This window comes from Ruegeria sp. AM2, from assembly GCF_056540685.1.
In genome coordinates this window covers 218,708-242,250 of sequence record NZ_JBQFXE010000002.1, presented here as the reverse complement: position 1 = coordinate 242,250, position 23,543 = coordinate 218,708, and the positions used below count along the sequence as shown (strand labels likewise).

The following is a 23,543-nucleotide window of genomic DNA, read 5'->3' as shown; positions in this document are numbered from 1 at the left end:
ATGACCGGTCGCACATCCGGCAACCTGTCCTGCTCAGATTAATCTTTCTGTCAGGAAACTGTCAAAAACCTTCGCTTAGAATCGAGGGTTCTCGTCGGGATTCACAGTCGCGTTTGGGACAGATCCGACAACTGGCACCCGCATGTGCGGCGGTCTCGGTCATTTGCGCAGTGTCCTCGACCGGCAAAACCAGCATGGCGGACCTATATACTGGCTCAGCGCCGAACTTCGTCACCGTTTGAGGCCAAGCGATGGCGAAACACTCGAATTCAGCGGCTGAGCGCCCCAATTGCACGACACGGCGTCGAATCGGCACCAAAGGTCGGTTGAACGCCATGAAAGCGGGCCAAAGCGGGCAAGCTTCTCCGTGGCGCGGCAGCGTGAATCCCGGAGCGGGTTTGAAGAACAAGATGCTGCCCGAGGCGTCGCAAACCACCAACCCGGCAGGGCGCGTCAATGCGCCTTCCGGCAAACACGCGAGACGGCGCAGCACAGTTGCAAGATCGACAGAAAAGGTCGCCGCCAGCCGCAACGGGTCCAATTCTGTTTCATTGATGGCGGCCGTTAACTGCTCAAGCGGCAAAGCGCGGGCGTCTGCCGTATAGACGGCGAGCAGGCCTTCAGCCAATGTCCGCGCGGCCCCTGCCCCCAAGGCCTCAAGCGGCAGATCATGATGGGTTCCACCGGCTTCGATTTCGGGGAAATGGTATCCGTGTCGGGCAAAGAAAGCCTCGACCTCATCCACTGGAACGCCGCGACGGTCCCCTGCACCTTCGTTATCGTCCAGATAAGCCACCAAGGCTTTCGAACTTTCGGCCAGCCGTTCGGCATCCTGATTCAGGTTACGGTGAAATCGGTCCCGCCATTCGGCCTCGATCTCTTCCGGCTCGGCCAGAATCGCAGCGGTCGATCGGATTGCAGCGGCGGTTGATAGAACTTCGTGCATGGACGCAGCCAGGTGCGGATCATGGGTCAGCCGGTCAGACAGCGTTTCGACTGTGCGTTCCAGTGACACCACACGACGATGCATCTGCGCCAGAACACCGGCCCAACCGGGAAACCGGCCGGCGAACTCTTCCAGCCCATCCACCTCTGCTTTTTGCCCCACTGCATCCGCGGCGGCCTCACGCAGGGCCGCGATCAGTGTCTCTTCAACCCCTTGGGTCAGCACCGAAGGCTCTACGGCCAAGGCGCTGGCGATGTCCACCAGCAGCTTGCCGCCAATGCGCCGGCGGTTATGTTCGATCAGGTTCAGGTATGAAGCGGAAATGCCCACCTGCCGCGCCAGTTCGGCCTGCCGCAGCCCGGAAATCTGCCGCCTTTCGCGAATTCGGCTGCCGGTCAGAGTGTCTCGCATCGCGTCTTTGCTTTTCCACTTAAACACCCCGCCCCTTACAGGTTGCTGGGTATTTTCAAAATATATGCACGATTATTAGCAGTTGCCCAAACATTTTCATACCGGATTTACATCGTTGACATCGTTTCCTGATCCAACCCGACCGGAAACCGCCCTCTGCCCTTCTCATTCCTACAAATACGCGTCACCATGGGCACATGAGCGACCCTGCCTTCGAATACGCCCCCATCGGCCTTGTCGAACTTGAAAACCGCGTCATCCGCCGCTGTAATCTGCAGTTTGCCCGCACCTTTGGCGGCGAGGAAATCGCGTACCGAAATATGCCTTTGCTGCACCTCTACCCTTCGGTCGCGGATTGGGAGAGGATCGGCGCACGCAGTCTGCAAGTGATGCGCGACACGGGCTATTACACCGATGAACGCGTGATGCGGCGGCGCAACGGTGATTTGTTCTGGTGCCGGGCACGGGGCCGATCCCTGACCCCTGACGACCCATTCCGCCATGGGATTTGGAGCTTTTCCGATATCTCCGAAGAACGCCCATTGGTCGAATTGACGACTCGTGAACGCGAGGTCGCCATTTTGTCGTGTCGGGGTTTGTCAGCCAAAGAGATCGGCGTCGAACTGGGCCTGAGCTATCGCACGATCGAGGCCTACCGCGCGCGCCTGCTCGAGAAATTTGGGGCGCGCAAACTGCCGGAATTGGTGGCAAAACTTTCCGGAATGCCGCTTTGACCCCTTTTCCCCCTCGAATTCTTGGCTAAAACCCCCATCTCACAGGCCGAGACGCGCTTTTCATGACCGAGCGCATGGCTTATAACGCTGCGTAATCAGATCAGAGCCCGCGTATAGCAGACGGGCCAAAGGGGAACCGTCGAGGACACTCATGACAGACACCAAACACGAAGCGGATGTGGCATTCATCAAAGCACTGGCCGAATTGCTGCGCGAAAACGACCTGACCGAGTTGCAGGTCAAACGCGAATATGGCGAGGAAGACAGCCTGAATGTGCGCGTCAGCCGCATGTCACAGACGGTCGCCGCACCGGTTCAGGTCGCCATGCCAGCCGCCGCACCCGCGGCGCCTGCTGCCGTTCCGGCCCCTGCCGCCGCCGAGGCACCCGCAACGCAGGAAGATCCCGCCAGCCATCCCGGCGCGGTCACATCACCTATGGTGGGCACCGTTTATATGCAGCCGGAGCCGGGTGCGCCTGCGTTCATTTCGGTCGGGGCATCGGTTTCGGAAGGTGACACTCTGCTGATCGTCGAAGCCATGAAAACCATGAACCACATCCATGCGCCCAAATCCGGCACCATCAAACGCATTCTGGTCGGCGATGGCGACGCCGTGGAATTCGGCACGCCTCTGGTCATCGTTGAGTAAGGCGGGCCCATGTTCGACAAAATCCTGATTGCCAACCGAGGCGAGATCGCTCTGCGCGTCATCCGCGCCGCGCGCGAGATGGGGATTGCGACGGTTGCCGTACATTCCACCGCCGACAGCGACGCGATGCATGTGCGCATGGCGGACGAATCGGTCTGCATCGGCCCTCCGCCCAGCCCGCAAAGCTACCTGTCCATGCCCGCCATCATCTCGGCCTGTGAGATTACCGGCGCGCAGGCGATCCATCCCGGCTATGGTTTCTTATCCGAGAATGCCGAATTTGTGCAGATCGTCGAAGACCACGACCTAACATTCATCGGCCCCACCGCCGAACATATCCGTGTCATGGGCGACAAAATCACAGCCAAGGACACGATGAAGGAATTGGGTGTGCCCTGTGTTCCTGGCTCGGATGGTGGTGTACCCGACCTGGCCGCCGCAAAGGCGATCGGTGAAGAATTTGGCTATCCTGTCATCATCAAGGCCACTGCAGGCGGCGGCGGGCGCGGCATGAAAGTCGCGCAATCCGCTGATGAAATGGAAAGCGCCTTCATGACCGCACGCGCCGAGGGCAAAGCCGCCTTTGGCAATGACGAGGTCTATATTGAGAAATACCTGACCACGCCGCGCCATATCGAGATCCAGGTCTTTGGCGATGGCAAAGGCAACGCCGTCCATCTGGGTGAACGCGACTGTTCACTGCAGCGTCGCCACCAGAAGGTATTCGAAGAAGCCCCAGGCCCCGCTATCACGCCCGAAGAGCGTGCACGGATCGGCAAGATCTGTGCCGACGCGGTTGCCAAGATCAACTATATCGGCGCGGGCACAATCGAGTTTCTCTACGAGAATGGCGAGTTCTATTTCATCGAGATGAACACCCGCCTTCAGGTGGAACACCCTGTTACCGAAGGGATTTTTGGCGTCGACTTGGTGCGTGAACAAATCCGCGTGGCGTCGGGCCTGCCCATGTCGTTCGGACAGGATGACCTGGAAATCAACGGCCACGCCATCGAGGTCCGGATCAACGCAGAAAAGCTGCCCAATTTCTCACCCTGCCCCGGCAAGATCACGGCGTACCATGCGCCAGGTGGTCTTGGGGTGCGGATGGATTCGGCGCTGTACGACGGATACTCAATCCCGCCATACTATGACTCGCTGATCGCCAAGCTGATTGTGCAGGGCCGTGACCGAGACGAGGCGCTGGCTCGTTTGAACCGCGCTTTGGGAGAGCTGATCGTGGATGGTATCGACACAACCGTTCCTCTTTTCCACGCGTTGCTTCAGGAAGCGGACATTCATAGTGGCGACTACAACATCCACTGGCTGGAGCACTGGCTTGCGGAGAACATGGCCGAATAAATCTGCGGGGTCGTCACGTTCAAACGCGGCGACCTCGACACAGCCATCATGAGCCTTTCACCTGAACTGTTGTTGCACGGGTATTCCGTCGGCATTTTTCCGATGGCCGAACACCGTGACGATCCGGAATTGTTCTGGGTCGATCCGAAATTTCGCGGCGTGTTTCCTCTGGATGGCTTTCACGTCTCGCGCAGCCTTGCGCGACGCATTCGGCAAGGTGGGTTCTTGGTTACCATCAATCAGAGCTTTTGCGAGGTCGTTGATGGGTGTGCAGACAGATCAGATACGTGGATCAACGCAGAACTCCGGGACTTATACCAGCAGTTGCACCAATCCGGTCACGCGCATTCATTGGAAATCTGGCACGACAACGTGCTGATCGGTGGTGTCTATGGTGTATCAATAGGGGCCGCTTTCTTTGGCGAAAGCATGTTTTCTCGACGAACAGACGCATCCAAGATTGCTCTGGCCTATCTCGTTGACCGACTGCGCCAAACCGGGTTTCGCCTGTTTGATACGCAGTTCCTAACCGCACACCTGGCGTCGCTGGGCGCCATAGAAATTCCGCGCGCGCGGTACCGTCAGGAGTTGGAAGAGGCAATCACGGCGAGTGCTGATTTCACCGCAGCGTTGGATCAGTCGCCAGAGGGTGTGATACAGCGTATCACCCAAACGTCGTAACGGGCATGATCCAGCGCGTTCAGCGCCGGGGACGTGGCAATCATCCACCCGTCAAACAGTTGTTCGGACTTGTCTTTTTCCCAGATCGTCAAATAGGCGAACGCGTCCCCGGTCGGGTTGTCGATCGGGTACCGGCAATCGCCCAATGCTACATCCAAACCGAAAACAGCCTCGGTCTGACCGTTTTGCAATTCGACATCAACCGTCTGACCACTGACCTTGTCCAAACCACGCAGAGTAGCACCAGGCCCGGACTGCACCCTGTCCTGCGCCATGACCCCGGTCGCAGCCAACAGCGCGGCCATCAAGGCCAAGCGCTTCATTCGCTGCCGTCCCCGGCCACAAATTTAACCAGCAATGAGATCAGGCTGACCGCGCCCTGCGTGTCCTCAACCTGGTCCCCGGCTTCGAAATAAAACGGTGACCCGCCTGGCATGACCTCAACGAAATTGCCACCCAGCAACCCTTCTGAAGAGATCACGATTGCGCTGTCGTCGGGTACCAAAATTCCGTCGGATATCGAGAACGTTGTGTCCGCTCGGTAGGTGTCCGAGTTCAAAGTCACCCCCGTCACCGTCCCGATTTTGACGCCAGCAAGACGCACATCCGTACCTACGCCTACACCTTCGAGCGAGCGGAAAGACGCACCCAATTCGTAGCCCGCGCCATTCTGCGACAGACCCGTTGATTGGCTGGCATAAACGCCAAATGAGACTGCGCAGGCCAGAACAACCCCGCCGACAAGAACTTCGGTTACGTTATAGGTCGACATTGCTCGCCTCGCTCTATTCCGGGCTCCAGGCCTCATAATCCGAACGCTCAACCGGGTCAGGGCGGCGCAAGGAACCAGCTGGGGCATAGGCCAAGGCCGTACCCGTCAGGTTTTCCTGGTGCGGTTTCTCCCAGGACTTGTGCGCTAGAGGCTTGTCTGTCGGCGGCTCATCCCACGTTCGGTGCAGCCAACCGTGCCAATCCGGGTCAATGCGGCTGGCCTCGGCCTCGCCATTGAAAATTACCCAGCGCTTGCTGTCGTCTGCGTTTCTGTAAAACACGTTGCCTTCGTTGTCTTCACCGACTTTGACACCCTTGCGCGCGGTGTAAATCTGCGTGTTCAGCGTGGCCCCGTTCCACCAGGTCACGGCCCGCAGCAAACTGTTCACAATACCCATAGGGTGCCTCCGCAAATCTGTTCCCGCAGATATGGACCAAAGGCTGACCAAGGTCCAGTGCCACTGGGGCCACATGCACTATTCCGGCAGTTTTGCCGTCACTTCGATCTCGATCCGGTATTTGGGATCAATCAATCCACATTCAATCATCGTCGCTGCGGGCGGATTGTCCCCAAACGCTTCGGCCAGTATGGGCCAGCATGGTTCGAATTCACTCCTGTCCGGCAGCATGTAGGTAACGCGAACAACATCGGCGAAGGATGCCCCGGCCTGATTCAAAGCATCCCGGATGATCCCAAGAGCCGAGCGGCACTGTTCCGTCACCGTCGCCCCTTGTCCGACTGTTCCCGCGACGTGGACCCAACCGCCGACGACCACAGCCCGGCAATAGCCCGCCTTGCTCTCAAATTCACCACCGGAAGATATGCGCCTAATGGACATGCGTCCCTCAATATCCGCTCGTTAGAGATTTGTAGAAGAAGTTAATTAGCGAGGCTCTGCCTCGCGCTCCGGGATATTTAGAGCCAGATGAATGGAGGATCCCGCGCTTCATCTGGCCAAAAATATTCCGGGGGAGTCGCCCAACGGGCGGCGGGGGCAGAGCCCCCTTTTTGGATCACAGTTTATTAGGCCGATTCCTGGCTTGCGTCAGCGTAAATGATCAAGGGTTGTGAGTCCGAGCTCACCGCCTCTTCGTTCACGACGACTTCGGTCACATTCTTCATGCCAGGCAATTCGAACATCGTATCAAGCAGGATGTCTTCCAGGATCGACCGCAACCCACGTGCGCCGGTCTTACGCTCGATTGCCTTCTTGGCAATGGCCTTCAGCGCATCGTCTGTAAACGCCAGCTCTGCGTCCTCAAGCTCGAACAAACGCTGATACTGTTTGACAAGGGCATTTTTTGGTTTGGTCAGGATCGTGACCAAAGCGTCTTCGTCCAAATCTTCCAATGTTGCCAATACCGGCAGGCGTCCAACGAATTCCGGGATCAGACCGAATTTCAGCAGATCTTCAGGCTCGAGATCTTTGAATATCTCACCCACGCCGCGCTCATCATTGTCGCGGACATCCGCGCCGAAGCCCATGGCCGAGCCCTTACCACGCTGGGCGATGATCTTATCGAGCCCAGCGAAGGCGCCGCCGCAGATAAACAAGATGTTGGTCGTGTCCACCTGCAGGAATTCCTGCTGAGGATGTTTTCGACCACCTTGCGGCGGAACACTTGCGACAGTGCCTTCCATCAGTTTCAGCAAAGCCTGCTGCACGCCTTCACCCGACACGTCACGCGTGATCGAGGGGTTCTCGGACTTGCGTGTAATTTTGTCGACTTCGTCGATGTAAACGATGCCGCGCTGTGCGCGTTCGACGTTGTATTCACTGGCCTGCAGCAATTTGAGAATGATGTTTTCAACATCCTCACCCACGTATCCAGCCTCGGTCAGCGTGGTTGCATCCGCCATGGTGAACGGCACATCCAGAATACGCGCCAGGGTCTGCGCCAGCAGGGTCTTACCGCAACCGGTCGGACCAATCAGCAGGATATTGGATTTGGCAAGCTCGATATCGCTGCCCGCTTTCTGGGCATGGTTCAGGCGTTTGTAGTGATTGTGCACCGCAACCGACAGAACCCGCTTTGCGGTCGCCTGCCCGATTACGTAGTCGTCCAGAACCTCACAAATGTCTTTCGGCGTCGGTACACCATCGCTGGACTTCAGTCCGCTGGCCTTGGTCTCTTCGCGAATGATGTCCATACACAGTTCGACGCACTCGTCGCAGATAAAAACGGTCGGTCCGGCGATAAGCTTGCGCACCTCATGCTGGCTTTTGCCGCAGAAGCTGCAGTAGAGCGTGTTTTTGCCGTCACCGCCTGAATTCGTCGCCATGTTTTACCTTTCGGGCTTCGTCCCTGCGGCCAATCCGAACCGCGTATGCCGCCTGTTAGTGCAGCTTAGGCCACCACTCAGGCGGCTACAATCTCAAAAATGGCCCTCGCGCCGGTTACGCGGGGGCTTAATCTCAGGCCTCATCGCCATCCAATTTCGCGCGGTTTTCGACGATTTCGTCGATGTGGCCCCAGTCCTTCGCTTCTTCAGGGCTCATGAAATTGTCGCGATCCAGCGCTTTTTCAACGGCTTTCTTGGTCTGACCGGTATGGCGTACATAGATGTCATAAAGCCGATCCTTCAGCTTTTGCGTTTCCGCCGCATGGATCATGATGTCGCTGGCCTGCCCCTGATAGCCGCCACTGGGCTGGTGCACCATGATCCGGCTGTTGGGCAGAGAAAAGCGCATACCGGCCTCACCCCCGGCCAAAAGAACCGATCCCATCGACGCCGCCTGTCCGATCACCAGCGTCGAACATTTCGGTTTGATATACTGCATTGTGTCGTAAATCGACAGGCCGCTGGTCACAACCCCGCCAGGCGAGTTGATGTAGATCGAGATTTCCTTGTTCGGGTTTTCCGCCTCAAGGTGCAGCAACTGCGCGACGACCAGATGGCTCATGCCGTCATGGATCGGACCGTTGATGAAAATGATACGCTCTTTGAGAAGGCGCGAGAAGATGTCGTAAGCGCGCTCACCACGACTGGTCTGTTCGACCACCATGGGAACGAGCGTATTCATATAGGTGTCTACTGGATCGAACATCGGGAACCTACCTGCGTTGCTGTTGATCGGGATATTACCCGCAGAAGTATTACCTGAGTCTTAGTGCCGCCATCCGGGGGCTGCAAGGGGGCGCGGGCGTTGTGCCCAATCCTTGTTGTTTCGGATGCCTTGGCGCCGCCTCTGTGGTGGCGCTGGCAAAGTCAATCTGGCGGATAGGTCCCCAATCTTCCATCACGGTATTTTTATCTGTGCATATGGAATTTGATGAGCATAAAATGTATTAATTGCCTCTCCGCCGCGCGTATTCAGCCTTCCAGATACCGCAGCCAAAGCAAGGAACGAAATTATGGCTCTTCCGCAGCTATCAAAGGACATGTCGCAAGAGGCACTGGACCAAATGGTGCAGAATGCGACGTTGGCATCCAATTTCCTGAAGGCCATCAGCCACGAAGGGCGGCTGATGATCCTTTGTCACCTGGTGTCCGGCGAAAAATCCGTTACCGAACTCGAAGAACTGCTGTCCGCGCGGCAGGCCGCCGTCTCGCAGCAGCTGTCCCGCCTGCGGCTCGAGGGTCTCGTTGTCCCACGCCGCGAGGGCAAGGCCATCTATTATCGGCTGGCAGACGATCGCCCGCGCCGCATGCTTGAGGTGATCTACGATTTATTCTGCGCCGGCAAGTGAGCCGCGCAACTCCTTCACAGACAGACTGCTTCCGTCAAAACGCATGTGAATTATCCTGGCACCTGGGAGCAGAAACCCTGACTCTGGCGACGCTGACGCACCCGAACAAGGTCCGATTTCGAAATGGTCAAAACCTATGGTTTCGCTCGAAGAAAACTGCTAACCAATCCGAAACAGACACTTACGGAGCAAACCATGACACGCGTTATTCTGATTGGCCTGACCCTTTTTGCCCTAACCGCCTGTGAAACCGCGAAAGGCGCCGGTAAAGACATCGAAAACGCCGGTGACGCCATTCAAGGCGCAGCCACTGACGTTCAGGAAAATCTCTAAGCCCAAATACTGGGCCGGGCAGCGGCGCGCGGCAAATCCGATATCTTGCGATCGCCAACGCACAACTTAGCTGGCACCGCAGATTTCCTTCTGCCAACGACGCGTCCACCACCCGGCCCGTCTCCCCCCTGCGGAGACACAGGTCGAGGGTCTGAGAAGCGTTCCGGCCCGGGCGAGCATACCTACTACTCGTGGCCGCGGGCTCAAACCGGCGGCAACAATACCCCCTCACCGCCCGACCGGACCGGAAACGCTTCAGTTCACCTGACGTTCCAGAACGGTGCTGTAGGCCGTTCCCCGACGCAGGCTACGGAAATCCGCGTAAATCTTTCCGTCTTTGTAATAGGCATCCACGATGGCGTTGACGCCCACATCCGGATCGGCCGAGCTTTCGACTAGCCCGATCTTGCCCGAGCCATCCAGACTGATGGTGCCGGTGGCATCAAACACGCGCCAGTCGGCATCGGCATTCGGACGCCACTTGCTGGGCCCCCAGAACAGGTTGTCCTGCTGCTGCCGGATGTCCAGCAGCCACTCGCCCTGATGAAAGCGCGGCGCATCCCCGGTGGCGGTGCGTGAGGGCGAGACCTTGGTATAGGTCCCCGTCCATGCACCGCGCAGGTCCGGCGTGGTGTCGGCCATCGCGGCCGTGGCGAGGGTGAGGCTCGTGGCCAGAGCGGCTGCTCCGGCAGTCATGTATCTGGTCATGGTCTCTCCTCCTGAATGCGACCCTTTGGAGTTCAAATGCGAACATCCGTGCTGTGGGATACAGATTGGGAGGAGGTGCGGGGCTTACAAGATTTCTAAAGGACTATTCATGTGAGGGTAATGTTGCCTCAGGCCCAGGCCAGCGCGGTGCCGAGGATAACCAAACCGATGCCGATCGCTTCGCTATACGAAAAGTTCTCGCCAAACAGAAAGAACGAGGCGATGGCGACCAGAACCACCTCGGCCCCCAGAATGCCGGTATAGATGATGCCCAGCCGTTCCTCGCGCAGCGCGGCGAGTTCAAGCGTCGCTCCAGCCAGTAGAGTCGCGACGATCAGCAGGCCGAGACCGACGCCGGGGAGTTTCCACCAGAACTTCATCGCGATCATGGCCACGGAATAGAGACCCGCCGACCCAAGCGCGATGATGGGGATCATGGATGTGGACATCTGCGCCTCCTGCCGAGGGTTCCGTTGGGTCAAGTGTAGCAGGAGCGTGCGGTTGGGGCTGTGAGGTGGGTCACAGTGTGGGTGAGGGGTAGAAAACCCATCCTACGTAGGGTGGGTTTTCAACCCACCAATTCACCCTTAGGGCGGGCTTTCAAAGCCGTTCGATCAACAGAACTTAGGGCAGCGCCGACCCAAGGGGGTGAGGACCGTCTCGGAAACGGTCCAGCGGACCGTTTCAGGGTCAAACGGGCAGAGCCCCGTGACGCAAACACGCCGCCCGTTTTGCCGGAGGCAAACCTCCGGTTTGACGGGGGCGGGTCGGCGCGGCCCGGCAGTGCCGCCGGGCACACCATTGATGCTCAGAATGGGTCGTCGTTAAGGTCCGATTGGCGGAAACGCAGTCTTAGCCCCAAGCATTCTGAAATGCTCTTTAGGTTCTCAAACTGCCAAGAAGGCATTTCTGGTGAAACGATTACCTCTTCAATTAGGTCTTCTAACCCCGCTTCAACTTTCATGAAAGGCCCAGCATCATCGTGATTGCGGATAAAATACCTAACCTCCTGTTCAGAGGCGAACGCCAACCTCTTATAAACAAAACTGAAATTCACGACTGCTGTTTTCTTGCGGAAGTCTATATACTTTACTTGCGCTACACCCGATGATCTTTCGCGTGTGCGGCCAGTAGAACGCCTCAGACGTCTCATAGTGGATTTTATACTGACACCATTGTGCAAACCACCTGTGTAGACACTCCACATCAAAACAGACTCGTGTGCGGCGCGATGCCAGCAGTTTACGTATATCTCGCTTCGGTTTCTATCGAACATTTCCTTGTGACTTTGAGCGTGTTGGGAGGACAGCCTTGTAAGCTCTTTCTCCGAAAAAGTTGGAACTGTTCCATCGGGACGCGGCATGGTCAGGATTTCTGCATAAACGGCAGACATTTCTTCATCCCATACATTCTCTTGTTCTTTGCTCCCGATCCTACCTTCGAACTTGTCGGCAAAGAAACCAAGCTGCGTAAAATGAAGTTGTTTGCGCAGCAATAGATCAAGAAAGTGATCGACTGACATGTAACGCCAGAGATGCTCGTCAGCATCTGGTTCGGTGTAACTGCCGAGCACCGTTTCTTTTCTCTTAACTTCTACCTGTTCACTACACCTCGTGCAGGCAAAGTAAGTTTGATCACTATCCATGAACTCATACTTGTAGGAGTCAAACCGAAATACCTTACCGCAAAGATTACATCTTGTGTGATAGCAACCATATTTGGCGATGGTGCTTTCGCGAGAATTCGGCATATCTGCTCCTCGTTTCGAATGCAGACAATAGATAGAGCAAATTCAAATAGTGCTTCAATACCGATGCCTTAGTCACAGTCGGAATACCCAAAAACCCCACAGTGTCGGCACGCTAGTTGGCTGCGCCAACCGCTTTCGCCCACCCGCCGTAAAAATGGCCAGCTTTTAGCTGTCCATTTTTAAGGCGCTAATAAACGCCTCCTGCGGGATATCAACTTTCCCGAACTGGCGCATCTTCTTCTTACCCGCCTTCTGCTTGTCCAGCAGTTTACGTTTCCGCGTGGCGTCGCCTCCGTAACATTTGGCGGTCACGTCTTTGCGCAGGGCCGAGAGGGTCTCGCGAGCGATGACCTTGCCTCCGATGGCGGCCTGGATCGGGATTTTGAACATGTGGCGCGGGATCAGGTCCTTGAGCTTTTCGCACATCGCCCGGCCCCGCATCTCGGCCCGGTCGCGGTGAACCATGGTCGACAGCGCATCGACCGGCTCGTCATTCACCAGCACTGACATCTTGACCAGATTATCCTCGGTATAACCGGTCATCTGGTAGTCAAAGCTGGCGTAACCTTTTGTTACCGATTTCAGGCGATCATAGAAATCGAACACAACTTCGTTGAGGGGAAGGTCGTACACGACCATCGCACGGGTGCCCGCATAGGTCAGGTCCAGCTGGATGCCGCGGCGGTCCTGGCAGAGTTTCAGCACGTCGCCCAGATATTCGTCGGGCACCAGAATGGTCGCCTTGATGCGCGGCTCCTCGATATGGTCGACCTTGGACGGGTCGGGCATGTCGGCGGGGTTGTGCAACTCGATCATCTCGCCGTCTTTCATGTAGACGTGATAGATCACCGACGGCGCGGTGGTGATGAGCTCGATATCATATTCGCGTTCGATGCGGTCGCGGATGACCTCAAGGTGCAGCAGGCCCAGGAAGCCGCAGCGGAAGCCAAAGCCCAGCGCGGCGGAGGTTTCCATTTCGAATGAGAACGAGGCGTCGTTCAGCGCCAGTTTGTCGATCGCATCGCGCAGGTCTTCGAATTCGGAACTGTCGACGGGGAAGAGGCCGCAGAACACCACCGGCTGCGCGGGTTTGAAGCCGTCCAGCGCGTCTTCGGTGCCGTTGCGGTCATTGGTGATCGTGTCACCGACGCGGGTGTCGCGGACCTGTTTGATCGAGGCGGTGAGAAAGCCGATCTCACCGGGGCCCAGCGAGTCCACCATCTCCATCTCAGGCCGGAAAACCCCGACGCGGTCCACATGGTGCAGGGTGTTGTTCGACATGAACTTGACCCGCATCCCCTTTTTCAGCGTGCCGTCCATGATGCGGACCAGTACGATGACGCCCAGATAGGCGTCGTACCACGAATCCACCAGCATCGCCTTGAGCGGCGCGTCCAGATTGCCCTGCGGTGCGGGCAGTTGCTGTACGATGGCCTCAAGCGTTTCGTGGATGCCCTGCCCTGTCTTGGCGCTGACCTGAATGGCGTCGGTCGCATCAATGCCGATCACGTCCTCGATCTGTTCGGCCACGCGGTCACAGTCCGACGCGGGCAAGTCGATCTTGTTCAGCACCGGCACGATCTCATGGTCGGCGTCGATGGCCTGATAGACGTTCGCCAACGTCTGCGCCTCGACTCCTTGGGTCGAGTCCACGACCAGCAGCGAGCCTTCGACCGCGCGCATGGACCGGCTGACCTCATAGGCAAAGTCCACGTGGCCGGGGGTGTCGATCAGGTTCAGCACGTATTGCTCACCATTATCGGCGGTATAGTCGATGCGAACCGTGTTGGCCTTGATGGTGATGCCACGCTCGCGCTCGATATCCATGCTGTCGAGCAGCTGTTCCTTCATGTCGCGATCCTTGACCGTTCCGGTCTCTTGGATGAGCCGGTCAGCAAGGGTGGATTTGCCATGGTCGATATGCGCGACTATGGAGAAATTGCGGATATGAGCGAGGTCTGTCATGGGTTGGGATATGTAGAGATTTTGGGGTTTGGTCAATGCAGGAAAGTACACGAAAGCAGCCTCGCCGCGAACCTAGCTTTAGCCAAGACCAACCCACGAAAAAATGCACCGCGCGCTAGCGGGCCAAACCAGCACGGTTTGGTGGAGCCAATCGTACCAATTGACCGAAATCCCTCTTGACGAGAAATTGATGAAATGCACTCTGCCATAAAGCGATTTCGGCCTCTGTTGTTGCCCACGAAGCGGTCTCGACAACAGAACTAATTATTGGATTTCGAAAGTTGAAACTAGGTAAGTCTCGGATTCTCATACGTTTGGTCGCCCTTATTGTTATTATTCTTTCCGTTGGCTGGGCAACGCGCGAAAGACCTGAACGTTCACTAGTTACTATAAACGATCCAGCAACAGAGCCATGCATGAACCGCAAGCAGGACCCGAACTTGATCATTGATATCTGCACGGAACTGATCAATACCGGAGTTTCATCGTCAAAAATGCTCGCCGCCTTTCATGTGCGTCGTGGATACGCCTTGTACCGGTTAGATGAATCCGCTGAAGCATTGGTTGATTTTAATCGAGCTATCGAACTGAACCCAAAAGACTTTCGAGCTTGGCAAGGCAAAAGCTTCGCGCTTGATAGGCTCGACGAAGATCTAGCGGCGTTGGAAGCCGTGGAACAATCCTTGGCGCTAGAACCGACCATGAGATACAGCGCGAACAGAAAATTCCGTCTCCTCACCAAGCTTAAGCGTTTTGAAGAAGCGGACGAGTACTATTCCCAACTCATGGCAGCTTATCCAGCTTCGGAAGACCCCAGAAGATATTGGATGCCGCAGGAACTGGGAAGAATGAGGCTTGATCTTGGTCGAGCAGAAGCTGCCGCCGAAGTCTTGAAAATCGCTGTTTTGAGTAGGCCAAGCGATCAAAAGAGCCGAGCACTGTTTTTCCGATCATGCATCGAACTTGGTCCCGATTGCCCGATGCTTTTGCCTGACTTAGAAGTCGCCGTTGAGGAAAGGGACTGCATAATAACGTCCAACCAAGTCGCAGAGCGATTTCCGAAGTTCTGGGATTCACTTCATCCCGAGACCATTGAAAGCAACACGACGCTTGAGAAACAGGCGAACATGGCGCGAATACAGCTGATTGAGGCCGCGTATGTTACGTATTCGATGGGCCTCCAACTGGGGGAAGACGGAGAGACCTCAGAAGAAGATTTCCTTTTGTTTGAAGAACTGGTTTCTTGTGTTGAAACTGGCGACCTATTCAATCCCATTGAACGTGGCGGCCTGTCCGAAGAAGCAAAGACCTTTTATGGGGGCATCATCCGCAAGAACATGGTCGATCTGGCTCATTACATGCAAAAGAAGACGGAATAGCTAGAAAATTGCGGCAAATCGTGAGCATGCATTCACTTTTTCGAACCACCCGATTGATCCCGAATCCACTTTGATTCATACTCCGCCGCAGACCGAGAGGGGCAGAAGACCCGTCCGGGCAGGCAAAAACGAGGCTCGAGTATGAAACAGTTCCTCTTAATCGCATGTTGTGCGGCATCGCTGACGGCGGTTGCTCCGGTTGCAGAGGCGGCCAAGATCAAGCAGGCGTGTTTGGCGTCGGACCGGTCGGCGGCGACGCGGGCGCGGTGCTCGTGCATCCAGCGCGTGGCGGATCAGGCGTTGACGCGCGGTGATCAGAAGACCGTCGCCAAATGGTTCGAAGACCCCCATCAGGCGCAGGAGTTGAAGATGTCGCAGACCGCGCGCGATGATGCGCTGTGGGATCGGTATCAGAACTTTGGCCAGATGGCGCAGGCGATCTGCAGCTAAGCCTCAGGCAAATCCTTGACCTGATGCCCGCTGCGCCTCAGAAAGGCGCAGCGAAAGGTGTATCTTATGGTGATGAAAGGGCTGACCCTGCGGGGCCTTGAGGTGTTCGAGGCTCTGGCGCGGACGGGATCGGTGGCGCAGGCGGCCGAGATAACGGGGCTCAGCCAGCCGTCGGTGTCTCAGCAATTGCGCAATCTGGAGAATGCTCTGGGCACCGAACTGGTGGACCATGGGCGGCGGCCAATGCGACTGACGCAGGCCGGGCGCAGCTTTCTCGCCCGAGCGCAGGCGGTGTTGGGTGAGCTGCAAATGGCCCAAAGCGAACTGGCGGTGATGGATCTGGGGCATCTGACGACGCTATCTATCGGTCTGATTGACGATTTCGACAACGACCTGACGCCCCGGCTGGCGACTTTGCTGGCCGACAGTCTGACCCGGTCGAAATTCAAACTCACCACCCTGCCCAGCCTTGAGATTTTCGAGGCGCTGGAGTCGCAGCGCCTTCATCTGGCCGTGTCTGCCCATAGCGGCGAAGTGTTGGAGGGCGTGGTCGAGTACCCTTTGGTGCAGGACCCGTTCATTCTGGTGGTGCCGAAGGGGGCCGAGGATGCCACGCAGACCCTGCCCTTTCTGCGATATTCGCGCGAACAGCTGATCAGCCGGCAGATTGAATCTCATCTGGCACGGCAGCAGTTGGAGTTCGAGGAACGGTTCGAGATCGGCTCGCATCTGGCCCTGATGGCGATGGTGGCGCGGGGCTTGGGCTGGGCGATCACCACGCCGCTGGGCTATATGCGCGCGGCGCGGTTCCACGACGGGATCGACGCGCTGCCCTCACCTTTTGGCGAGTTTTCAAGGATGATCTCGCTGTTCACCCGTTCGGACTGGTCCGATCAGGTGCCGCAAGAGGTGGCAGACATGATCCGCCGACTGATGCAGAGCCAGATCATCGATCCGGCGATGGTTCAATTGCCATGGCTGAGTGGGGAATTGAAGGTGATGGGGTAAGTATTGGTCGAGCGCCGTGTTAAAACTGTGAGCGCGGCAAGGCGCCCTTGCTACCTGAAACTCAATTTGAAGACAAAACTCTGCCTCACGAACAGGATGAGCTTTGAACGCGATTGCTGCGGGCGCTGCCTTGTTTGTGCTTCCGCCTGTGTTATTCGAGCGGTATGTTGATGGAATTCTTTAGAAAACTACGAGAGTCGCGGGCGCTGCCATGGGTCGGTATCGCGCCATTCATCATCATCTCGGCTGCCATGATTTTTGACGGCGATTTCCAAAAAGGCATTGGCTCCTTCGCGTTTTTTGTCAGCATTTGGGTTGGGGTCACTCTGGGCGACAAATTGGCCAGTGCTGTCTCCACTTACGTCCTCAGGGCCTCCGAGCATATCATCGCTCGTTTCGCAGTGGCCGGAGGTGCGTTCGGCTTTTTGTTTTTGCCACCGCTTGTTGGCTTTATTACAAACCGCTACCTGAATACAGATATCGAATTGCTCTCTCTTGGCACGCATTTCTTGTGGGCCTGTATCGGGGCGAGTATTTTCTTCTGTATTAGCCACTCAAATTCCGAGACATAGCCGCTCAACCAAAAGCGTTTCACGCGCGCGGTGACATATGTTATCGGCTAACTGGGACTGCCGGGCCATCTCGCTAAAACGATCCGCGCAATACCCTATTGTTTTTCCCCCAAATACACCTCCAACCCGGCAACCGCCTCTTCGATCAGATCCAGCGCGCCATCGAAATCGCGCGTATAATACGGGTCGGGGACGTGATCCGCGCCGGTATGGGGTGCAAAATCAGTCAGAAGACGGACAGGGGTTTTGTTGCCCTCGGGACGCAGGGCCTCGATACCCGCGACATTATCGGCATCCATGCCGACTATCAGGTCGAAGCGGGTGAAATCCACGGCCACGAACTGGCGCGCGCGCAAGTCGTCCAGAGCTATTCCACGCGCCTTTGCCGCCTTTCGCATCGGTCCATATGGTGGATCTCCGATATGCCAGCCCGAGGTTCCGGCGCTGTCAGTTACGTAGTGCGGTGCGCGGGCGCGAAAGGCTCCTTCTGCAGCGGGGGAACGGCAGATATTGCCCAGACAAACAAACAGGATACGGTGGCTCATGGGTCAAGGTGTAACGCGTGAGGCAAAGATGGAAAAGATTGTCATTCTGACTGGGGCCGGAATCTCAGCCGAAAGCGGGCTGAGCACGTTTCGCGACGAGGGGGGCATCTGGTCCAAACACCGTCTTGAAGATGTGGCGACGCCCGAAGGGTTTGCCCGCGATCCGGCGTTGGTACAGGGATTCTACAATGCCCGCCGGGAATTTGCGGCCACCGCAAAGCCCAACGCAGCGCATCAGGCCCTTGCGCAGCTTCAACGGGAATGGTCCGGGCAGGTTGTGATCGTGACACAAAATGTAGACAGCCTGCACGAGGCCGGAGGAGCTAGGGACGTCATCCATATGCATGGCACGCTCGCAGGTGCACTCTGTGCCGCATGCGATCATCGCTGGACAGCCCCGCCCGAGATGTCCGTTGGCGAGCCCTGCCCCGCTTGCTCCGCACCCGCTGGGCGACCCGATGTGGTCTGGTTCGGCGAGATGCCCTACCATATGGACGCGATTTATGACCATCTCGCAAACTCAGACATTTTCGCCGCAATCGGGACGTCCGGGCAGGTCTATCCCGCCGCCGCTTTCGTACACGAGGCGCTCTCTTCGGGGGCCAAGACCTATGAATTGAATCTGGAGCCGTCCGCCGGGTCATCCAGCTTTGATCACACCCTGCTTGGTCCCGCGACTGAGGTTGTGCCGCAATGGGTAAACCGCCTGCTGGGCCAGCATTAAGATTTGCGCGGCAGACATTGGTGGGATTACGTGATTTAGTCGGCGTAGGTTCATTTAGGAAAAGCACATGGCAGACGACAAACCGCAACAGGGCGAAATTCTCGGCGAAGACGGGCTGAGGGATCGGGACGCAATCAGCAACAATCTGGCAAGCTTGTGGTGGACGTTTTTGCTGCGAGGCGTGTTGGCGGGTCTGATTGGTATTGCTGCGCTGTTCTGGCCGACCGGCAGCATATCCCTGCTGTTACGGCTGGTTGGGGTTGTGCTCATACTGGATGGCGGCCTGACATGGATGGGCTTTGGTCGCCGAGGCGTCGCCGGGGGTCTGGGGGTCGGCGCAATGCTGATTGGTCTGGTGCTGCTGATATGGCCGCAAGGGGTGGCATGGCTTGCTTTCACTCTTCTCGGAGCAATGGCGTTGCTCATGGGTATCGGTTCACTGATGACAGTCCCGCAAATGCACGAGGCCGACCCGGACAGACCTGCGGTTCGAAACTCTGGTATCGTCGCGCTGATCGTCGGCCTGATCATGATTTTCTGGCCCGGCAGCGGGATGGTCGCCCTTGGCTGGGCCATCGCATTCTTTGCCCTGACATCGGCGGTTGTGATGTTCTTTCTGGCCGCGCGCTTCAAACAGGCAGGCGACCGGTTGTCCATGCGAGTCGTCAACCGCTAACGCAACAGGCCGGGCATTGCCCGGCCTGACACATGGATGACGGCCGCACAGCGGCCCGAAGACAGGTGTCCCGATCAGTGCGAATGCGCGGCGTCGTCCTGACGCTCAAGATCCACGGGAATTTCGACTGTCACTTCTCCGGCCTGTTCAAAGATCAGAGTGACCGGAACCGTCCCGCCGTGCTCGAACGGTGCAGTGAGGCCCATGAACATTACGTGATCGCCACCGCGTTTCAGCATATGCGCCTCGCCTGCCGGGATCTCGAACCCCTCTTCGACATGCACCATCTTGGCGACGCCGTTCGCATCAATCTCATGTGTGTGCAGTTCAATCCGCGCAGCCGCATCAGATACGACTCCGGTCAGGCGATCAGATGTATCACCCTTGTTTTCAATGACCATGAATGCAGCCCCTGCCTTGGCGCTCTTTCCTGAAGACCGTGCATAGGCATCCGAGACCTGGATTTCGCTGTCTGCAAGCGCGACTGTTGCCATGGTTATCGCCGCCAGTGACGTGGCCAGAGTGGATTTGAAAGACATTTGGCCTCTCCTTGATAAGTGTCTGACTTGGTTTGATATTCAAGCTTGAGGCCAGGTAGGAGGTGCACGCGCGGATGCGTGGGGCACAGGCACGGATTTCAGCCCGATTTCAAACAACGGAAGAGGTTGTTCGTGACGTTTCCGTGAAACCATCTGTTCGGGCGTGCTGGCGTCCACCGCACCCAACAAACAAAGTGCGTAATCTGGACAATAGTGCGGTGCCCGTGTTGGCTGCCCGTTCTTGTCCGAATAAACGACCACGGGACCGTTACCGGTGCACAGGATCATCTGTCCCACGGCCCGCTCCATCCCGCGGGACGCCGCAAGCCCCTGCCCGGTCAATACAACCAGCAGGGACAATGCGATCGCAAGTAAACTTCGAAGTGAACCAGGCATCCTGTTTTGCCTATTGTCAGCCCCACCAGATCAGTTCAAGCGTAAAAACAGGATCGAGACAGTATGGCCCGGTCAAGTCTCTGGTGGCTTGACGACTTCGGCGTTCAAACCGTTGTGCAATTGGTTGACCTTGCTTTGCATCCGGGTGCACCGCGCAACAACGGCGACGATCGTGTTCGGGACAATAAAAATAATATCGCTAAACTTGAAAGGCATGGGAAACCCTCCACCATGAAAATATGTCTGAGCTTATGGGATCTCCGACAGCCTGTATGTGAACAAGATCACGACAATGACTGAATTGTCCCCAAATGGCGAACAATTTGCGCGGCCGACTGTGTTCAGACAAAGAAAAAGCCCCGCACGCTGGGGTGCAGGGCTTTGAAAAACGTATGTGAAAAGATCAGGCCGAGGCTTGGGCCTTGGCGATTTCCTTTTTCACTTTCAACGCGTTATCGGACAGTTCATCGTCCTTAGCTTTGGCCAGGAACGCGTCCAGACCACCGCGGTGATCTACCGAACGCAGAGCAGCCGCCGAGATGCGCAGCTTGACACCACGACCCAGAGTTTCGGACTGCAGGGTAACGTCGTTCAGGTTGGGCAGAAAACGACGACGAGTTCTGTTTTTGGCGTGGCTGACATTGTTGCCAGTCATCGGGCCTTTTCCGGTCAGTTCGCAACGGCGCGACATGGTTTCTTCCTTTGTTTCTGGAGGCCAGGCTTACCGCCCTCGGCCAAATCACAAGGGGCGCAACCCGAAGTCGCGCCCGAAAACTGGTTGGATGCGTGTAGTGGGAATCGTTGGAAGGGTCAAGACGGCGCGTGCGAATTCTTTGCGCCTCCGTCCAAACGCGGAAACTCGGGATTTGCCGACGTCATCAACAGCGGTTTGTTGTTTTTTAAATGCCGCTGAACCAGCTGCTTTTGCTCTCTTCCGAACGGAATAAGCCGCGCGGGTGATCTTGGCAAACCGGGTCCGGCCAATTCGGGGAAGATCTCGAAAATTTCGTTGCGTGCCTCGACGCTTAGCGACTTGATCGCTTCTGCACCGGTGTAAAGGCTTTCGGTGGGCGCATTTTCGGCGAAGATCACCTGATGACCGTCAAAGAGAAGATGCAGGTACTCGACATCAGGCACCGTGTCATCGACAAAAATACCAGGAAGCGCGGTGAGTTTGATTGCAGGGATCAGCACTTCGACCTCTCCGAACATGCGCTTGGCGATACGGGACCTCACCAACATCCTGTGTTGCCTGGACACCAGAAGATCGCGGCTGGGCAGGCCCTCACCTAAGGCACCTGCCAGAATGCGGACCGGTAACAGACGCTCGTTGTCCTGCAACGCTGCGCGTTCAAAACGGCGACGGCCAATCCAGCGGATCGGCTGCAGCCCCTGTTCGATCGTGTGGATCAAATCTCCCGGCGCAAGTTCCTCAATGCGAGCCTCTCCGTTTTGCGCCGCAATACGTGTGCCTTTGGTAAAACATGGCACCCCAGAGCCGTTCTCAAAAGCGGAATATGTAACGGTAATGCCCGATGGCAGTGTAAATGTTCCGCTGGAAACGGAATACCCAACACCATCCTGCACCGTGATGACGCCAAAGTTGTCATCTGTAATCACCGTGCCCACCGGCAGGTTCAGAGTGTCAGTCCCACCGCCGCCACGAATATCCTGTGAAATCGTCGTGCTTCGGAAATTCAGAGTGTCATTTCCGGACCCAAGGCGAATCGTGCCGATCGTTGAACCGCTCACGTTGACAACATCGTCATCCGAGCCGCCGGTTACTCTGTTGCCGATTGTACTATTGGTAACGGTGATATTGTCATTTCCGGCATTCCCGACAACCACGCCAGTGACGGTGCTGTCCTGAATGACAATGGTATCGTCGCCACCGCGTCCGCGCACATTGTCAATCGGCGTCCCCTGCGGCGTGCCGTTCAGCGTGCCGTCGTCATTGTTGACGTCAATATTGTCGTTACCGTTCGTGCCATTGATATTGGGCATGTGTCACGGTTCCTGTGCCCTGGGACTGTCGCCTTGTTCTCAGTTTATCACATATTCACCAAATAGATAGGCTTTCACAATCACAGGTTGCAGGGTGACGGACAGTGCTCGCATAGGCGCTGTCAGGCTGTGCGTCCTTCAGCGCATCAAAGAGGTCAACATCTCATCCGCTGCGGCCGATGGGCTAAGTTGACCGGTGCTCACCTTCGCGCCAAGTCGCTCCATTTCAACGCGGGCAACTGGTGAGGACAAGCGCGCCAAGAGGGCGTTTCTGACTTCTTGCTCAAACCAATACTGGGCCTGAGCCGAGCGGTTGCTGTCCCAGTGGCCCGCATCGCGACGCCAACTGGCCAGTGACCGCATCTCTTGCCAAGCCTCTTGCAATCCACGTTCTTCAACCGCGGAAACCGTCATTGCCTTGGGAAAGCCTTCAGGGTCTTGTGGACGCTTTCGCAGCAAACGCAGCGCGCCCGCGTAATCAGCACAGGTTCTGGTCGCCGTCGCCTTAAGATCTCCGTCCGCCTTGTTGATCAGGATCATGTCAGCCATTTCCATGATGCCGCGTTTGACACCCTGCAATTCATCCCCACCGGCTGGTGCCAGCAGTAGTAGAAACAGATCGGACATCTCTGAAACAACGGTTTCAGACTGCCCTACGCCAACGGTTTCAATAAGAACGACATCAAAACCAGCCGCCTCGCACAGTGCAATTGCCTCACGGGTGCGGCGGGCGACACCGCCGAGATGGCTCTGGCTTGGAGAGGGTCGGATAAAGGCGTTCTTTTGGCGGCTCAGGCGCTCCATCCGGGTTTTATCGCCCAGAATCGAACCACCGGACCGCGCAGAGCTGGGATCAACGGCCAACACGGCCACACGCAACCCCTGCCCCGTCAGCATCATACCGAAGCTTTCGATAAAGGTCGATTTACCGACCCCCGGCGTACCAGACAGACCGATGCGCAAGGATTGCCGCGCTGCCCCGGACAGACTTGCAAGCAAGTCCGTCGCCTGTGCCCTGTGATCCGCACGACCACTTTCGACCAAAGTAATTGCGCGAGCCAGAGCGCGCCTGTCTCCGTTTAGGATCCTCTCACCAAGGTTGTCCGTTTCCATTTCGACCCCGAGAATATTCAGCATGACTACTTGCAGCCGCTAAGGGCGATTTGTCCAGCCCGTCAAAGTTCAGAAATGTGAAACGCGTCTGTCTTACACGCCGGACCAGCAAAATCCGCACAACACGTCTGGGCCAG

29 protein-coding genes are annotated in these 23,543 nt (G+C 56.9%); 11 read left to right on the top strand and 18 right to left on the bottom strand.

Annotated elements, in window-relative coordinates:
* Nucleotides 1–61: 61 nt before the first annotated feature.
* The gene (locus tag ACR0CR_RS06760) at nucleotides 62–1,357 is read right to left on the bottom strand and encodes a helix-turn-helix domain-containing protein (protein ID WP_480597807.1); all 1,296 of its coding nucleotides are present in this window, start codon (nucleotides 1,355–1,357) and stop codon (nucleotides 62–64) included.
* 197 nt (nucleotides 1,358–1,554) lie between these two features.
* On the opposite strand from ACR0CR_RS06760, the gene ACR0CR_RS06755 reads away from it, so the two are divergent.
* The 4 genes from ACR0CR_RS06755 to aat all read left to right on the top strand — a co-directional run bounded on the left by ACR0CR_RS06755 (nucleotide 1,555) and on the right by aat (nucleotide 4,780).
* Nucleotides 1,555–2,091: a LuxR C-terminal-related transcriptional regulator gene (locus ACR0CR_RS06755; protein ID WP_170655332.1), complete on the top strand. Its 537-nt coding sequence runs from the start codon at nucleotides 1,555–1,557 to the stop codon at nucleotides 2,089–2,091.
* Nucleotides 2,092–2,242: 151 nt separating this feature from the next.
* Nucleotides 2,243–2,740, top strand: coding sequence for an acetyl-CoA carboxylase biotin carboxyl carrier protein (gene accB / locus ACR0CR_RS06750; protein ID WP_480597806.1), 498 nt, complete (start codon nucleotides 2,243–2,245; stop codon nucleotides 2,738–2,740).
* 9 nt (nucleotides 2,741–2,749) lie between these two features.
* Entirely contained in the window at nucleotides 2,750–4,099 is a 1,350-nt protein-coding gene (gene accC, locus ACR0CR_RS06745) for an acetyl-CoA carboxylase biotin carboxylase subunit (RefSeq protein ID WP_480597805.1), read from the top strand.
* Nucleotides 4,100–4,147: 48 nt separating this feature from the next.
* Complete coding sequence (gene aat / locus ACR0CR_RS06740; RefSeq protein WP_480597804.1) at nucleotides 4,148–4,780, top strand: leucyl/phenylalanyl-tRNA--protein transferase; 633 nt, start codon at nucleotides 4,148–4,150, stop codon at nucleotides 4,778–4,780.
* Here aat and ACR0CR_RS06735 read toward each other — a convergent pair.
* The 6 genes from ACR0CR_RS06735 to ACR0CR_RS06710 all read right to left on the bottom strand — a co-directional run bounded on the left by ACR0CR_RS06735 (nucleotide 4,735) and on the right by ACR0CR_RS06710 (nucleotide 8,601).
* Nucleotides 4,735–5,103 carry a DUF2155 domain-containing protein gene (locus tag ACR0CR_RS06735; protein WP_480597803.1) on the bottom strand — a complete coding sequence of 123 codons (369 nt, stop codon included), beginning with the start codon at nucleotides 5,101–5,103 and terminating at the stop codon, nucleotides 4,735–4,737. The genes aat and ACR0CR_RS06735 overlap by 46 nt on opposite strands.
* The gene (mlaD, locus tag ACR0CR_RS06730) at nucleotides 5,100–5,552 is read right to left on the bottom strand and encodes an outer membrane lipid asymmetry maintenance protein MlaD (RefSeq protein ID WP_480597802.1); all 453 of its coding nucleotides are present in this window, start codon (nucleotides 5,550–5,552) and stop codon (nucleotides 5,100–5,102) included. Before mlaD ends, ACR0CR_RS06735 begins: the two co-directional genes overlap by 4 nt.
* 13 nt (nucleotides 5,553–5,565) lie before the next feature.
* Nucleotides 5,566–5,949 carry an NADH:ubiquinone oxidoreductase subunit NDUFA12 gene (locus ACR0CR_RS06725; protein WP_480597801.1) on the bottom strand — a complete coding sequence of 128 codons (384 nt, stop codon included), beginning with the start codon at nucleotides 5,947–5,949 and terminating at the stop codon, nucleotides 5,566–5,568.
* A gap of 78 nt (nucleotides 5,950–6,027) precedes the next feature.
* The gene (locus ACR0CR_RS06720; protein ID WP_480597800.1) at nucleotides 6,028–6,390 is read right to left on the bottom strand and encodes a RidA family protein; all 363 of its coding nucleotides are present in this window, start codon (nucleotides 6,388–6,390) and stop codon (nucleotides 6,028–6,030) included.
* A 185-nt stretch (nucleotides 6,391–6,575) separates the two neighbouring features.
* Nucleotides 6,576–7,835, bottom strand: coding sequence for an ATP-dependent Clp protease ATP-binding subunit ClpX (clpX, locus tag ACR0CR_RS06715; RefSeq protein ID WP_170655310.1), 1,260 nt, complete (start codon nucleotides 7,833–7,835; stop codon nucleotides 6,576–6,578).
* Nucleotides 7,836–7,968: 133 nt separating this feature from the next.
* The gene (locus ACR0CR_RS06710; protein ID WP_480597799.1) at nucleotides 7,969–8,601 is read right to left on the bottom strand and encodes an ATP-dependent Clp protease proteolytic subunit; all 633 of its coding nucleotides are present in this window, start codon (nucleotides 8,599–8,601) and stop codon (nucleotides 7,969–7,971) included.
* Between the two features lie 307 nt (nucleotides 8,602–8,908).
* Between ACR0CR_RS06710 and ACR0CR_RS06705 the strand changes: the two genes are divergently transcribed.
* Entirely contained in the window at nucleotides 8,909–9,244 is a 336-nt protein-coding gene (locus ACR0CR_RS06705) for an ArsR/SmtB family transcription factor (protein WP_480597798.1), read from the top strand.
* 195 nt (nucleotides 9,245–9,439) lie between these two features.
* A complete protein-coding gene (locus tag ACR0CR_RS06700) occupies nucleotides 9,440–9,577 on the top strand; it encodes an entericidin A/B family lipoprotein (RefSeq protein ID WP_480597797.1) in 138 nt (45 codons plus the stop codon).
* 255 nt (nucleotides 9,578–9,832) lie between these two features.
* Here ACR0CR_RS06700 and ACR0CR_RS06695 read toward each other — a convergent pair whose 3' ends face one another.
* The 4 genes from ACR0CR_RS06695 to lepA form a co-directional block, all read right to left on the bottom strand.
* Nucleotides 9,833–10,285 (bottom strand): hypothetical protein, encoded by a 453-nt coding sequence (locus ACR0CR_RS06695; RefSeq protein ID WP_480597796.1) that lies wholly within the window; start codon nucleotides 10,283–10,285, stop codon nucleotides 9,833–9,835.
* Nucleotides 10,286–10,413: 128 nt separating this feature from the next.
* On the bottom strand, nucleotides 10,414–10,734 hold the full coding sequence (locus tag ACR0CR_RS06690; RefSeq protein WP_480597795.1) for a hypothetical protein: 321 nt from the start codon (nucleotides 10,732–10,734) through the stop codon (nucleotides 10,414–10,416).
* A gap of 359 nt (nucleotides 10,735–11,093) precedes the next feature.
* A complete protein-coding gene (locus ACR0CR_RS06685) occupies nucleotides 11,094–12,035 on the bottom strand; it encodes a hypothetical protein (protein ID WP_480597794.1) in 942 nt (313 codons plus the stop codon).
* A gap of 165 nt (nucleotides 12,036–12,200) precedes the next feature.
* Nucleotides 12,201–14,000 (bottom strand): translation elongation factor 4, encoded by a 1,800-nt coding sequence (lepA, locus tag ACR0CR_RS06680; RefSeq protein ID WP_480597793.1) that lies wholly within the window; start codon nucleotides 13,998–14,000, stop codon nucleotides 12,201–12,203.
* A 416-nt stretch (nucleotides 14,001–14,416) separates the two neighbouring features.
* Between lepA and ACR0CR_RS06675 the strand changes: the two genes are divergently transcribed.
* The 3 genes from ACR0CR_RS06675 to ACR0CR_RS06665 all read left to right on the top strand — a co-directional run bounded on the left by ACR0CR_RS06675 (nucleotide 14,417) and on the right by ACR0CR_RS06665 (nucleotide 16,837).
* Complete coding sequence (locus tag ACR0CR_RS06675) at nucleotides 14,417–15,379, top strand: tetratricopeptide repeat protein (protein ID WP_480597792.1); 963 nt, start codon at nucleotides 14,417–14,419, stop codon at nucleotides 15,377–15,379.
* Nucleotides 15,380–15,520: 141 nt separating this feature from the next.
* A complete protein-coding gene (locus ACR0CR_RS06670; RefSeq protein WP_480597791.1) occupies nucleotides 15,521–15,829 on the top strand; it encodes a hypothetical protein in 309 nt (102 codons plus the stop codon).
* A gap of 66 nt (nucleotides 15,830–15,895) precedes the next feature.
* Nucleotides 15,896–16,837 (top strand): LysR family transcriptional regulator, encoded by a 942-nt coding sequence (locus tag ACR0CR_RS06665; RefSeq protein WP_480597789.1) that lies wholly within the window; start codon nucleotides 15,896–15,898, stop codon nucleotides 16,835–16,837.
* A 188-nt stretch (nucleotides 16,838–17,025) separates the two neighbouring features.
* On the opposite strand, the gene ACR0CR_RS06660 is transcribed toward ACR0CR_RS06665, so the two are convergent.
* Nucleotides 17,026–17,391: a hypothetical protein gene (locus ACR0CR_RS06660; protein ID WP_480597787.1), complete on the bottom strand. Its 366-nt coding sequence runs from the start codon at nucleotides 17,389–17,391 to the stop codon at nucleotides 17,026–17,028.
* Between the two features lie 113 nt (nucleotides 17,392–17,504).
* Nucleotides 17,505–17,954, bottom strand: a complete 450-nt coding sequence (locus tag ACR0CR_RS06655; RefSeq protein WP_480597786.1) for a low molecular weight protein-tyrosine-phosphatase — start codon at nucleotides 17,952–17,954, stop codon at nucleotides 17,505–17,507.
* A gap of 28 nt (nucleotides 17,955–17,982) precedes the next feature.
* On the opposite strand from ACR0CR_RS06655, the gene ACR0CR_RS06650 reads away from it, so the two are divergent.
* Together ACR0CR_RS06650 and ACR0CR_RS06645 are read left to right on the top strand one after the other, a co-directional pair.
* Complete coding sequence (locus ACR0CR_RS06650; RefSeq protein ID WP_480597785.1) at nucleotides 17,983–18,678, top strand: NAD-dependent deacylase; 696 nt, start codon at nucleotides 17,983–17,985, stop codon at nucleotides 18,676–18,678.
* 67 nt (nucleotides 18,679–18,745) lie between these two features.
* Nucleotides 18,746–19,354 carry an HdeD family acid-resistance protein gene (locus tag ACR0CR_RS06645; protein ID WP_480597783.1) on the top strand — a complete coding sequence of 203 codons (609 nt, stop codon included), beginning with the start codon at nucleotides 18,746–18,748 and terminating at the stop codon, nucleotides 19,352–19,354.
* Between the two features lie 74 nt (nucleotides 19,355–19,428).
* Here the strand turns inward: ACR0CR_RS06645 and ACR0CR_RS06640 are convergent, their stop codons facing one another.
* The 5 genes from ACR0CR_RS06640 to meaB form a co-directional block, all read right to left on the bottom strand.
* A complete protein-coding gene (locus ACR0CR_RS06640) occupies nucleotides 19,429–19,893 on the bottom strand; it encodes a copper chaperone PCu(A)C (protein WP_480597782.1) in 465 nt (154 codons plus the stop codon).
* Nucleotides 19,894–19,932: 39 nt separating this feature from the next.
* Nucleotides 19,933–20,289 carry a hypothetical protein gene (locus tag ACR0CR_RS06635; protein ID WP_480597781.1) on the bottom strand — a complete coding sequence of 119 codons (357 nt, stop codon included), beginning with the start codon at nucleotides 20,287–20,289 and terminating at the stop codon, nucleotides 19,933–19,935.
* 403 nt (nucleotides 20,290–20,692) lie between these two features.
* Entirely contained in the window at nucleotides 20,693–20,980 is a 288-nt protein-coding gene (gene rpmB / locus ACR0CR_RS06630) for a 50S ribosomal protein L28 (protein ID WP_120633384.1), read from the bottom strand.
* A gap of 119 nt (nucleotides 20,981–21,099) precedes the next feature.
* The gene (locus tag ACR0CR_RS06625; RefSeq protein ID WP_480597780.1) at nucleotides 21,100–22,293 is read right to left on the bottom strand and encodes a Hint domain-containing protein; all 1,194 of its coding nucleotides are present in this window, start codon (nucleotides 22,291–22,293) and stop codon (nucleotides 21,100–21,102) included.
* Between the two features lie 138 nt (nucleotides 22,294–22,431).
* Nucleotides 22,432–23,430: a methylmalonyl Co-A mutase-associated GTPase MeaB gene (gene meaB / locus ACR0CR_RS06620; protein WP_480597779.1), complete on the bottom strand. Its 999-nt coding sequence runs from the start codon at nucleotides 23,428–23,430 to the stop codon at nucleotides 22,432–22,434.
* Nucleotides 23,431–23,543 lie beyond the last annotated feature (113 nt).